At 69.6% G+C, this 11,966-nt stretch carries 9 protein-coding genes and 2 pseudogenes; 6 read left to right on the top strand and 5 right to left on the bottom strand.

Annotation, left to right across the window (positions count from 1 at the left end; translation table 11 throughout):
• The 3 genes and pseudogenes from E2651_RS33970 to E2651_RS33960 all read right to left on the bottom strand — a co-directional run.
• Positions 1-421, bottom strand: a pseudogene (locus E2651_RS33970) (hypothetical protein); the annotation flags it as partial.
• Positions 421-1,020: an SdpA family antimicrobial peptide system protein gene (locus E2651_RS33965; protein WP_135335103.1), complete on the bottom strand. Its 600-nt coding sequence runs from the start codon at positions 1,018-1,020 to the stop codon at positions 421-423. The gene E2651_RS33965 and the pseudogene E2651_RS33970, both read right to left, overlap by 1 nt.
• Before the next feature lie 92 nt (positions 1,021-1,112).
• Positions 1,113-1,784, bottom strand: coding sequence for a sporulation delaying protein family toxin (locus E2651_RS33960; RefSeq protein ID WP_135335102.1), 672 nt, complete (start codon positions 1,782-1,784; stop codon positions 1,113-1,115).
• A 213-nt stretch (positions 1,785-1,997) separates the two neighbouring features.
• On the opposite strand from E2651_RS33960, the gene E2651_RS33955 reads away from it, so the two are divergent.
• Both E2651_RS33955 and E2651_RS33950 read left to right on the top strand, forming a co-directional pair.
• On the top strand, positions 1,998-2,345 hold the full coding sequence (locus tag E2651_RS33955) for a GntR family transcriptional regulator (RefSeq protein WP_135335101.1): 348 nt from the start codon (positions 1,998-2,000) through the stop codon (positions 2,343-2,345).
• Positions 2,342-3,319 carry a DUF1648 domain-containing protein gene (locus tag E2651_RS33950; protein ID WP_135335100.1) on the top strand — a complete coding sequence of 326 codons (978 nt, stop codon included), beginning with the start codon at positions 2,342-2,344 and terminating at the stop codon, positions 3,317-3,319. Before E2651_RS33955 ends, E2651_RS33950 begins: the two co-directional genes overlap by 4 nt.
• A gap of 182 nt (positions 3,320-3,501) precedes the next feature.
• On the opposite strand, the gene E2651_RS33945 is transcribed toward E2651_RS33950, so the two are convergent.
• Positions 3,502-4,545: a PP2C family protein-serine/threonine phosphatase gene (locus tag E2651_RS33945; RefSeq protein ID WP_245239395.1), complete on the bottom strand. Its 1,044-nt coding sequence runs from the start codon at positions 4,543-4,545 to the stop codon at positions 3,502-3,504.
• Positions 4,546-4,832: 287 nt separating this feature from the next.
• Between E2651_RS33945 and E2651_RS33940 the strand changes: the two genes are divergently transcribed.
• Positions 4,833-7,526, top strand: a complete 2,694-nt coding sequence (locus E2651_RS33940) for a SpoIIE family protein phosphatase (protein ID WP_209446309.1) — start codon at positions 4,833-4,835, stop codon at positions 7,524-7,526.
• A gap of 74 nt (positions 7,527-7,600) precedes the next feature.
• On the opposite strand, the gene E2651_RS33935 is transcribed toward E2651_RS33940, so the two are convergent.
• The gene (locus E2651_RS33935) at positions 7,601-9,055 is read right to left on the bottom strand and encodes a tryptophan 7-halogenase (protein ID WP_135335098.1); all 1,455 of its coding nucleotides are present in this window, start codon (positions 9,053-9,055) and stop codon (positions 7,601-7,603) included.
• Between the two features lie 181 nt (positions 9,056-9,236).
• Here E2651_RS33935 and E2651_RS33930 point away from each other — a divergent pair, with 181 nt between their 5' ends.
• From E2651_RS33930 to E2651_RS33920, 3 genes and pseudogenes are all read left to right on the top strand, one after another.
• A complete protein-coding gene (locus E2651_RS33930; protein ID WP_245239394.1) occupies positions 9,237-10,361 on the top strand; it encodes a glutamate--cysteine ligase in 1,125 nt (374 codons plus the stop codon).
• Between the two features lie 230 nt (positions 10,362-10,591).
• Positions 10,592-11,287: pseudogene (locus tag E2651_RS33925) on the top strand (class I mannose-6-phosphate isomerase); the annotation flags it as partial.
• 245 nt (positions 11,288-11,532) lie between these two features.
• Positions 11,533-11,966 (top strand): MFS transporter (locus tag E2651_RS33920; protein ID WP_135335096.1); only part of this gene is annotated, 434 nt, incomplete at its 3' end.

The raw sequence follows: 11,966 nt of genomic DNA, 5'->3' as shown, positions 1-11,966 counted from the left end.
AGGGTTGGGTGGATGTCCAGTGCCAGCGACGGGAATCGCCCAGCGACACCAGAGCGATCAGCAGGGTGAGCACCCAGGTGATCTGGTCGCCGCCGTCCGGGATGGAGATGCCGGTGAAGACGCTGAAAGCCACGTAGGCGTGGGGAATGGCGGTGAGACGGGGCCTCCAGCCGCTCGCCGCGACGAGCAGCACGAGGCAGCACAGCCAGCGGACGGTGTCGTAGTGATCGGGCTCCACGAGGCAGAAGGCGCCTCCGCCGGCGACTCCCTGGCACAGCGGGTACTGGCCCACGGTCGCCACTTCCTGGAAGAGGGAGGCGGCGTCACTGAACGCGAGCGTGCCCAAGGTGCCCAGGGCCAGCAGGGTACGGGCCAGTCCGTATCCGGTGCCCCAGGGAAGGGTGATCGTGCGCTGTCGCATCAGCACGTCACCTCCACAACCAGGACGCGTTCCGGGGTGTGGGTCTCCGGGACGAGGTCACGCCAGGCCCAGGGTGTCGGACGCTCCGCCGACAAGCCGATCGTCCCGCACAGTGTGGGGTTCGGTTGCTTGTTGTCGATGCTCCGGGCGGCTGCGCCGAATTTCTCGAGACAGGTCGCTCTGCTCTCGTCGCAGGAATGCCAGTCGTCCTGTTTCGCGGCCGAGAGCAGCATCGCTATCTCGACGCCTTGGGCGCGCGATGCGCGGTTGAGTCCGAAGGCGTTTCGCGGTTCCGCGTGCGGCGTCAGCGACTTTGATTCCCAGTTGCCCGATTCCCTCTTGAACGGAATCACTTCAGGGTCGCGCGGGGATTTAGTGAAGAACGCCCATCCTTGCGGCGCCATGTTCGCCACGGTGTGCTTGACCTCTTTCTGGGCCGGCAGCGATATGACGTTCTTGGGCAACTGTTCCTGGACCGCGTACAGGATGGCAACAGCCCAGATGAGGATGATGGAGACGATCGCCTTCGGCGAGACAGCGACGGAATCGCTTCTGTGATGACTGAAGGCGTCGTAGAGATAACGGAATTTACGTTTCATTTTGATGTGGTTCCTTGCCCCCAAAGGACGCCATGCGGCAGGGCCGGTGGGAGGGGGGAGTCTGCAGCCTCCCCCCTCCCACCGGGCGCTGCTTACGCGGCCTTGAGTGCCTTGGTGACCTGGGCGACAGCCTCGTCCTTCGACAGCTGGGTTCCGTCGCCGGTGGTCGGCTGGGCGCTCCAGAACCAGTTCTTGCCCTTGACGAAGTTGGCGCCCACCGCGACGGTGACGGTGACAACGGCACCGGCGGCCGTTACGACGGCCGCGACATGCACCACCGCGGCGCCCACCGCGACGGTGACGCCACAGCGCTGGCCGTTCTCCACGGGCATGGCGGACTTGTCTGCCTTGGCCACGGAGAGAAGCGTTTCCTGGGCCTCGGAGACTGCCCGCTCCACCTTGCGCGGGTCGCCGCTGCGGGACTTCTTGCTGAAGTCGGCGAAGAAGCCGGGCGACTTCTTGTTGATCAGCTTGATCACGGCGTCGGAAGCGCGCTTCTCGTCAGCGGATTCGTTGTCGAGATGCTGACGCGCCTCGGCGAAGAGATCCAGCCGGGACAGGTCCTTCCCGACCTCGCCCTGCGAGAAGAACAGGCCTCGGAAGATGTTCTCGCCGTCGGTCTTGGCCGATATCGCAGGAGTGCTGACCGCCGTCTTGGCCGTGTCCGTGCCGGTGTCCGCGGCAACCGCGTTGGACCCCACCACACAAACGGCTGCCGCCGTGATGCCGGCAACGGCCAGGATTCCGCGCTGCTTGATTCTCATTGTGTTCCCCTCGAGTCGGTGAAAACGGCGAGGGGTAACCCACGTGCGGTCAACACGTTTCCCCCCGTCGTGTGACTACCGTGAAGATCCTTTCATGATGCCGTGAAGTTTGTGGCTGGAGTGACCAGAGTCACATGTGTCGCCAAGTGCCCTGCGGTCGGCGCGACTTCGCCTTCCGTGAAGGGAACCTATGGTGCTAGCGTCATTGGCATCATGCTGCTGAGACTGAACGCTGCGGATGCCCGCCCTCTTCACGAACAGGTGGCGGGCGCGATCCGGCGTGCCATCGCCGAGGGAGAGTGCGCGCCGGGGGACCGACTGCCCCCGGCCCGTGAGCTGTCCCAGGCGCTTGGCGTCAACGCCAACACAGTGCTGCGAGGGCTCAGGACGCTGCGGGACGAAGGCGTCCTCGAGTTCCGGCGGGGCCGCGGTGTGACCGTGGCCGACGGCGCGGACCAACGTTCCGACCTGGTGGAACAGGTACGTGCCCTCGTCGCCGACGCGGCTCGCCGGGGCTACAGCAAGGCCGACATCATCGCCATCATCGAGGGGGATTCGTGAACGAGCGCGCAAGGCGTGGAGGCGGAACAGCCTGGGCGGGTGCCGGCTGGTGCGCCGGTGTCCTGGTACTGCTCCTGTGCATACCGCTGGCGGCGAGCGGCCGGCTGCCGGACAGGCTGGCGACGCACTGGGGCACGGGCGGGGAGCCCGACGGGTCCATGCCGCTGTGGGCGGCTGTCTTCTTCCCCGTGCTGGTCTGGCTGGTCCTGGTACTGGCCGTGGTCCTCTTGGCGAGGCGCCCGAACAGCGGGGCCCGGGGATGGGCCGCCATCTCTCTGGCGTCAGGAGGGGTGTTCCTGGTCGGCGGACAGGCCTCGATCGTGCGGGCCAATCTGGACCGGTCCGACTGGCACGCGGCCGACTCGGTGACACCCTGGGTGATCGCGGCGATCACGGTGGCCGTCACGGCAGGCGCACTCGCCTGGCTGGCCACCCGCGGCCCCGCCACCGGGCAGCGGCAGGCAACAGGCCCCGGCATGAGCATTCCACCGGACCAGCAACTCGCATGGTTCTCCCGCACGTCCAACCGGTGGCTCCACGCGACCTCGGCCGTCACCGGATTCGCGGCACTGGCCATCACCGCGGTCGGCGCAGGTGGTCTCATCCCCCTGCACGCAGCGCTGATCGCTCCGTTCGCGTTCACCTCGCTCGTCGTACTCGGCTGCTCTTCCGTGCAGGTACGCGTCAGCGAGCAAGGCGTGAAGGTGTCGTTCGGCCCGCTCGGCTGGCCGGCGCGAAGCTGGGCCGTCCAGGACATCGAGTCCGCCCGCGTCGAGCACCGCACTCCCGCACAGGTGGGAGGCTGGGGCTACCGGCTGAGCGGCCTGGGCACCACCGTGATGCTGCGCGGCGGGGAATGCCTCGTCATACGGGCCAGGGGCAAGGACTTCGCCGTCAGCGTGGACGACGCCGAACGCGGCGCCGGGCTCCTGAACGCCTTGAGCGCGGAACGCGCGGGCGGGCACCGGTCATGAGTACGCACGGAAGTATCGGGCCCTTCGCTGAGCCCGCCGGTTCGCGGCCCGGAGCCATTGCCCGGGCCGGGTCGCCCTTCTTCGAGGCGCGGTGGTGATGGTCGACGAAGGCTGCCTGCCGTCAGCCGCTCACCTGCTGAGTGGGCAGCCGCATGGATGTGCCGGGACTGCTGGTGAGCCACCTACGCCGGGTGCTCCTGGCCCTGGGCGTTCTGGCACCTCACCGCGAGGGCCGCGATGTCGTCGTCGAGCCTTCCGCCGCTGTAGTGGAGCAGGTCCCGGTGAAGCCGGTCGAGCAGCTCGCGGGGCTGCTCCGGGCCCTGCCGCCGCATCCAGTCCGGCAGCGGGAAGAACTCGCCGGTGCGGTCCCGGGTCTCCGATACGCCGTCGGTGTAGAGCAGCAGCTGGTCGCCTTGGGCGAAGGCCACGGTGTCGACGCAGTAGTAGTCACCGATGAGTGCTGCGAGGTTGAGAGGCGCCGAGGGGGTGGTGGGCTCCAGGACGCGGATCCTCCCGCGATGAGCAAGTAGTGGTGGGGGGTGCCCGCAGTTGAGAAGTCTGACGTGGCCGCCGCCGTGCGGGATCTCGGCGATGAGAGCGGTGGCAAAGTGCTCTGGCAGATCCGGGGCGAGAAACGCAGCGCTGTGGCGGGCGATGCTGGTCTCCAGACGATGGACGACGCCCCGCAGGTCGGGCTCGTCGTACGCGGCCTCCCTGAAGCAACTGATCACCGCCGAGGCCGCCCCCACCGCGGACAGGCCCTTGCCCCGAACGTCGCCGATGAGGAGCCGGACCCCGTAGCGTGTGTCGGCCGCCTCATAGAAGTCGCCGCCGATCCGGGCCTGCTCTTGCGCCGCCAGATACAGCGACTCGATCTCGATGTCCTCGAAGCGGCGCGGCAAGGGGCGCAGCAGCACCTTCTGGGCCGCGTCGGCGACGAGCCGGACCTGGAAGAGAATCTCCTCCCGCTGGAGTCGGACATGGCTTGCGTATGCGGCGGCCAAGGTGACGGCGACGATCGCGGCCGCCGTGTATTGCGTCCCCAGATCGGCGTAGAAGAAGCTGAGGCTGATCATGACCAACAGGCAGAACGCCCCCAACAGGATCGTGGGAAGCACGGGCCACATCGCGGCGGCGAGGGCGGGGGCGGCGGGCAGAAGGCGACTGAAGGCAATCTGCCTCGGTGTGGAGAACGCCAGGCCGGCGATGAGGACGGTGAGGATCATCGGTGACAGATGGGCAGCGGCCCACCTGTCACCGTGGGGCGGACGACGGCGTCGCAGCCGTCCGAACGTGATCACGAAATGCATCATATCGGTCGAAGCAGGCATTTATCCCTGCTGGAGTATGCACTCGTGCGCGGTGGATCCCGCCGACCGGGATGCCGCAGTGGCCGGAATGGCAGAGGCGGTGGAACGCATGCTTGAGCACAGTCGCCCAAGGTCTGGCCGGGTGGGGGTCAGTCCTGGGGCGGGCCCTGGCCCCTTGGGATCGCCAGTGTTAGAAAGGTTGCATGGCGAGTCTTTTCGCCCGTTTTCGTCGCCTATTGCTCAGGCCACTTGTCAGCAAGAGTCCGCGAAGCGTAGCCGGGCAGGTGTTCGTGCTCCAGGTGGCCGTGGTAGTGCTGCTCGTGGCCTGCGCCGTCATCGCCCTCGTCCTGCAGTCCGAGCGGGACACCAACGACGAGGCCAAGCGCCGTTCCGTAGCCGTGGCGCAGACCTTCGCACACTCTCCCGGTGTCCTGGCGGCACTGCGGAGCCCCGACCCGACCAAGATTCTCCAGCCGCTCACCGAGGTGGGGCGCAAGGCCGCCGGCGTCGACTTCATCGTGGTCATGGACACCAAGGGCATCCGCTACACCCACCCCCTGCCGGACCGAATCGGCAAGCGGTTCGTGGGAACCATCGGACCGTCGCTGGCAGGGAAGGTCTACACGGAAAGCGTCCACGGCCCGCTCGGCCCCGAGGTGCAGGCCACCGTCCCTGTCGAGAACGCCAACGGCAAGGTGGTGGCCCTCGTCTCCGCCGGGCTGAAGGTCAAGAACGTGAGCCATCAGGTGGACCGGCAACTACCGATCATCCTGGGCGCCGGGGCCGGGGCGCTCGCGGTGGCCACCGGCGGGACGGCGCTGGTGGGCAGGCGGCTGCGACGGCAGACCCACAGCCTGGCCCCGGACGAGATGACCCGCATGTACGAGCATCACGACGCGGTACTGCATTCCGTGCGCGAAGGGGTGCTCATCGTCGCCGGCGACGGACGGCTGCTGCTGGCGAACGACGAGGCCAAACGGCTGCTGGAGCTGCCCCCGGACGTCGAGGGGCGGCTCGTGTCGGAACTGTCGAGCCTCGACCCCGAGACAGTGGCGCTGCTCGTCTCCGGACGCGAGGTCACCGACGAGGTGCACTTCGCCGGAGAGCGGCTCCTTGCGGTCAACCAGCGGCCGACGGATCGCGGCGGAGGCCCCGAGGGAACGGTGGTGACGCTGCGCGACTCCACCGAGCTGCAGGCCGTGACCGGCAAGGCCGAGATCGCACGGGAACGGCTCAAGCTGCTGTACGACGCCGGACTCGGCATCGGCACCACCCTGGACGTGCGTGGCACCGCCGAGGAGCTGGCACAGGTCGCCGTCCCTCGCTTCGCCGACTTCGTCACCGTGGACCTGGCCGACGCCGTGCTGCACGGCGAGGAGCCGGCCCCCGCCACACCGGCCATGCGACGCACGGCCGTGTGCGGCATCCGGGACGACCACCCGCTCTATGAAAAGGGTCGGCTGATCGACTTTCTGCCCTCCACGCCCCAGGCGCGCGGCTACGGCAGCGGCCACTCCGAGCTGGTGGCCGACCTGTCGACCGCCACCGGCTGGCACGCACAGGACCCGGAGCGCACCAAGGAGATCATTGACTACGGCATCCATTCCCTCATCGCCGCCCCGATCCAGGCCCGCGGCGTCGTGTTGGGCATGGCCAACTTCTGGCGCTCCGAGCAGCGCGAGCCCTTCGACGAGGAGGAACTGTCGCTGGCGGAGGAACTGGTGGCACGTGCCGCGGTCGGCATCGACAACGCCCGCCGCTACACCCGCGAACACGCCGTGGCGGTCACCCTCCAGCGCAGCCTGCTGCCGCGGGCCCTGCCCGAGCAGAGCGCCCTCGACATCGGCTACCGCTACCTCCCCGCCCAGTCGGGCGTGAGCGGAGACTGGTTCGATGTGATTCCCCTGCCGGGGAGCCGGGTGGCGCTGGTCGTCGGCGATGTGGTCGGCCACGGCCTCCACGCAGCCGCCACGATGGGGCGGCTGCGGACCGCGGTGCACAATTTCTCCACACTCGATCTGCCGCCCGACGAGCTGCTGAGCCACTTGGACGACCTGGTCGGCCGGATCGACCAGGACGAGGTGGGTACGGACAGTGCCGCGGGCGTCGTGGGGGCCACCTGCCTGTACGCGATCTACGACCCCGTGACGCGCCGCTGTGTCATGGCGCGTGCGGGGCACCTGGCGCCCGCACTCGTCCACCCCGACGGCACCGTCACCTTCGCGGACCCGCCGACCGGGCCTCCTCTCGGCCTCGGCGGCATGCCGTTCCGGACCGCCGAGCTGGAGCTCGCGGAGGGCGCCCAGCTCGTCCTCTACACCGACGGCCTCATCGAGGACCGCAGGCGCGACCTGGACGTGGGAATGGAACTGCTGCGTGATGCGCTGGCGGGCCACCCTGACCGGCCGCCCGAGGAGAGCTGTCAGGCCGTGCTGGACGAGCTGCTGCCCGGGCGTCCCCAGGACGACGTCGCCCTGCTCATCGCCCGCACCCGGGGGCTGCCGCCCGACCGGATCGCCGACTGGGATGTGCCGCTCGACCCGGCCGCCGTCGCGGGGATGCGCGACGCCGTGTCCCAGAAGCTCGACGAGTGGGGCCTGTCCGAGCTCGGCTTCAGCATGGAACTCGTCCTGAGTGAGCTCATCACCAACGCCATCCGCTACGGCTCCGAGCCGATCCACGTACGGCTGATCCACGACCGTACGCTGATCTGCGAGGTGGCCGACGGCAGCAGCACCTCACCGCATCTGCGGTACGCCGCGACGACGGACGAGGGAGGCCGGGGCCTGTTTCTGGTGTCGCAGATCGCCGAGCACTGGGGGACCCGGTACACCCCCCAGGGCAAGGTGATCTGGGCCGAACAGACACTGCCGGAGGCCATGGCACATGGACAGTGAGCAGTCGATCGGACTCTTTCGTACTCACCTTGAGGATGCTGTTGAGCGCCTCGCTCACGGTGCTGTCTTGCAGGTCAGTTGGGGTCGTGGCCTTCGGGGTGCGGCCCCGATTCTGTGCCGCGGCCGGCCCCCGCTCGGCGGAGCCCCACGGGATCGAGGGTCAGGTAGAGGCCGGCTGACGCCTGTTCGGGGCGGGTGGGCAGGGGGACCATGTGGCTGGTTCCGTGGCCGCCGAGGCCCTGGGCGTGGTGCCCGTCGAGAGGGCGGCGGAGGGTGTCGAGGAGTGTGGCGACGGCCTCGTCCTGGGCGTCGCCGAGGTCTTCGACACCCGTCACGATGTTGAGGAACGACTCGTGCAGACGCAGGTCTTGCTGGTCGCGGTGGCTGAGGGTCTGGGCCCTGCGGAAGTAGGTGTCGCGGCCGTCGTGGATCCGGTAGAAGGCGCCGACCAGGATGAGCAGGCGCTCGTACGCGTGCCGGTAGGCGGTGCGGTAGAAGCGCTGGGCCGAGGCCTCGTCGAGTTCGCCGCGCAGTACGCTGCCGATCGCGGCGGCGGAGAGCAGCCCGCTGTACATGGCCAGATGGACGCCCGTGGACAGCAGCGGGTCCAGGAAGCAGGCGGCGTCCCCGGCGAGGTAGTAGCCGGGGCCGCAGAACTCCTCGGCCACGTAGGAGTAGTCGCTCTCCACCTTGAGCCCCGAGACGCGCCGCGCACCGTCCAGCATGCGGCCGAGCAGCGGGCATTGGGCCAGCGCCTCCGCGTAGAGGCCGTCGACGGAGCCGTGTTGATCCCGTGCCCGGTTGAAGGAGCGCTTGTCCGTCACCAGGCCGACGCTGAGGGTGCCGTCGTGGAGGGGAATGGCCCAGAACCATCCGTGCTCGGGCAGCGAGAAGACGCCGATCGCGCCTTCGGGTGTGCCCTGCGGGGGCGCGGCACCGCGCCAGTAGCCCCAGGCGGCGACATTGCGGAAGACGTCGTGGAACCGGCGCGTGCGCAACTGACGTGCGGCCAGGACGCCGGCCCGGCCGGAGGCGTCGACGAGGCACCGGAAGTGGGTCTGACCGTCGTGGCCGTCGTCGCCGTCGCGGCCGTCCCGGGAGGTCCAGGTGGCCGAGGTCGCGCGGTCGCCGTCGAAGCCGACACGGTGTACGTGTGTCTCCTCGCGCACCCGCACTCCCTGCGCGCGGGCGTGCTCCAGGAGCAGGTGGTCGAACTCGGAGCGGATGACCTGGAAGCTGTAGGCGGCGGGCCGGTCCGGGCTGTCGAACCGCAATTGCCACTCCTGCCCGCTCCAGCCGTAGAAGGCTCCGGTCTTGCGGGTGAAGCCGTGGCGCTCGACCGCTTCGCGTGCGCCCATCACGTCCAGTACGGGCAGCAGTGAGGGCAGCAGGGACTCCCCAATGTGGTAGCGGGGAAAGCGGTCCCGTTCCAGCAGGGTCACCTCGAAGCCCTGCCGTGCGAGCAGGGTCGCGGCGGTGGCGCCTGCCGGTCCGCCGCCGGTGACCAGCACCTGGGTCCGCTCGTCCACGCCAAGCTCCTCGTCGTGTGGGGAATCCGCGCCCGGCTGTGCCTGGCGGCATGCCCGGAAAGCGCCCTGCACCGCGGTTACCAACCGTGACATCATGGTCACCGGTCCTGTCCAGTGGAGCCGGAGGCGCCCCCGAAGCGCAAGACCGCCCCTTGCGGCCGAAGAACGAGGGAGGACATCTGTGCGGGCAGCGCCGGAACGTCTGACAGTGGGTCTTGAGGAGGAATACCTGCTCGTCGACCCGCTGTCGCGGAAGCTCGGTCCGTACAGCGAAAAGGTGGTGGCCGCGGCCGCGCCCGAACTCGGCGAGAGGGTCGGTACGGAGTTGACGCGCTACCAGGTCGAGGCCCGGACCGAGGTGCACACCGACCTGTCCGCACTGACGGAGCAGGTGCGCGCCATGAGGGCCGCGGTCACCGTCGCCGCCGAACAGCAGGGGGTGCGCGCCATCTCCAGCGGAACGCCCGTCCTCGACGAGCCCGCCCCGCCTCCCGTCGTCCCGGACCCGCGCTACACGCGGAGCGTCGCGGCCTTCCGCGCCCTCGACGACGAACAGACCGTCTGCGCCTGCCACATCCACATCGGCATGCCGGACCACCCGGCAGGCACGCTCCAGGTCAGCAACCGGCTGCGGCCCTGGCTCCCGGTCCTCGTCGCCCTCCTCGCGAACTCTCCGTACTGGGCGGGGCGGGACACCGGTTACGCGAGCTGGCGCACGATGGTCTGGGCGCGGTGGCCGGTCGCGGGCCCACCGCCGTACTTCGAGTCCCCGGCCCACTTCGACGAACTCGTGGGCCGCTGCGCGGCCACCGGCGCGATCATGGACCGCAGCGGCCTGTACTGGGACATCAGGCCCTCCCACCACGTGCCCACCCTGGAGGTCCGCGTCGCCGACGCTGCGTACGCCGCCGAGGACACCGCCCTGCTCGCCGCCGTCGTACGGGCACTCGCGGACACCGCGCTCCGGGCGGCCGCATCCGGTGAGCCGGCACCGCGGCCCGAGCCGGAGATGCTGCGCGCCGCCTGCTGGCGCGCGGCACGCGACGGGCTGACGGGCCATGCCGTCGACCCTCTCACCGGCCGCCTCGTCCCGGCGCGGACACACGTCCGGCGGATGCTGTCCTGGATCCGGCCCGCCCTGCACCGCCACGGCGACCTGGAGGTGGTGCGGGCCGGCTGGGCACGCCTGTGCGCCGAGGGCAACGGGGCCGACCGACAACGCGCCGTCCACCGACGCCGCTCGAACCTGCACGACGTGGTCGACCACCTGGCCTTGTGCATGGGCCCGCCGGCGGGTTCCGTATGACCTGCCGTAGCACCCCCGACGGCTGAAGCGCCCGGTGGCGCCTCCTGATGACTCTTGACATGGAGGGTGGCCGGGCCCATCTCGGTATCGTTAACACGCGAAGGTATCGTTAACATTCCCCGAGATCCGGCCCTTGGAGCAGACTGCTGGATCTGCGCACGTTCGAGGCCGACTGGGATACGGTCCTCGACCGGACCGGCGACCGCGCAGGCCCCGACGCGGACCCGTACTACTTCAACTCCACGCCGTGGGGCGGGCAGTGGGCGGCACGCGAGCTGGGCTTCGAGCCGGAGAAGGAGAACACCGCGCTCGGCTACGAGCTGATCGCGCCCGAGGCGGGCGTGCTGGTGGGTGATGGCCCGGAGGCGGAGGTCGAGCTGCCGTTCCAGCTGCTGTGCGTGCTGCACCCGGCGGAGTTCCTGGGCGCGGCCGTGCACGCGCGGTACGGGACGTCGTTCCCGATCCGCTACGACTACCTCGACACGATCGACGGCGGCAACCTCTCGCTGCACCTCCACCCGCGCGAGGAGTACATGCGGACCCGCTTCGGCCGGCCGTACACCCAGCACGAGACGTACTACGTGACCGCCGTCGCCGGAGACGACCCGCGCGTCTACCTCGGCCTTCAGCAGGACGCCGACATCGACCTGATGCGCAAGCAGGTCGAGGGGGCGATCGAGCGCGGCGAGGAGATGGACGTCGAGCGGTTCGTGCGGAGCCACCCCTCGGAGGAGGGCCGTCTCTACATGATCCCGGCGGGCACCCCGCACGCCTCCGGTGCGGGCAACCTCGTTCTCGAGGTCAGCGCCACCCCGTATCTCTACTCCCTGCGCTTCTACGACTGGCTGCGCAAGGACGCCCGGGGCAACTCCCGCCCGCTGCCGTACGACCACGGCTTCGACGACCTCGACACCCGCCGCCAGGGCGCGGACGCTGACCGTGCCCGCCGCGGTCGGCTCCTACCGGCTCCGGCCGCTCGGCGAGCGACCGGTGCACGTGGTCAAGTCCCTGGTCAGCTAGGACCGGGGCGGCCGCACATCTCCCGAAGGAGGAGGGACCGCTCCCCGCCCCCTCCTCCTTTGTTATCGATACCCCGCGTCAGCAGTGCCTCGCCGCAAAGGCGTAGAGAACTCGCCGCGGAGGCGTAGAGAAAGAGAAGAGGCATCCTGCCATGAGCCGCAGCACTGCCACCGCCCCACCTTCAGCCTCCACCGGGACCGGCCACCGCTCTGGTCGCTCCCTCGTCACCATCGCCGTCGTCAGTGCCATCGGGGGCCTGCTCTTCGGCTACGACACCGGCATCATCTCCGGTGCCCTGCCCACCATCGCCGACGACTTCGGGCTCGCCGACGCGGGCAAGCAGATCGTCACCAGCGCCATCCTCGTCGGTGCCATCATCGGAGCCTGCTTCTCGGGCCGTATCGCCGAGCGCCTCGGCCGCCGCCGGGCCGTCATCTGTTCCGCCGCTGTCTTCGCGGCGGGTGCCGTCTTCGCGGCCGTCGCTCCCGAGGCGTGGACGCTGGGCATCGCCCGGATGGTGCTGGGCTTCGCGGTCGGCCTCGCCTCGCAGGCCGTGCCGCTGTACGTGGCCGAACTCGCCCCGCC

It is taken from the genome of Streptomyces sp. MZ04 (assembly GCF_004684775.1).
GTDB lineage: Bacteria > Actinomycetota > Actinomycetes > Streptomycetales > Streptomycetaceae > Streptomyces.
This window is presented reverse-complemented; position numbering and strand designations above follow the sequence as displayed.

Coding starts and splice junctions, on each gene's coding strand:
- E2651_RS33965 (WP_135335103.1), bottom strand. CDS start 1,020: ATGAAACGTAAATTCCGTTATCTCTACGACGCCTTCAGTCATCACAGA.
- E2651_RS33960 (WP_135335102.1), bottom strand. CDS start 1,784: ATGAGAATCAAGCAGCGCGGAATCCTGGCCGTTGCCGGCATCACGGCG.
- E2651_RS33955 (WP_135335101.1), top strand. CDS start 1,998: ATGCTGCTGAGACTGAACGCTGCGGATGCCCGCCCTCTTCACGAACAG.
- E2651_RS33945 (WP_245239395.1), bottom strand. CDS start 4,545: ATGATCCTCACCGTCCTCATCGCCGGCCTGGCGTTCTCCACACCGAGG.
- E2651_RS33940 (WP_209446309.1), top strand. CDS start 4,833: ATGGCGAGTCTTTTCGCCCGTTTTCGTCGCCTATTGCTCAGGCCACTT.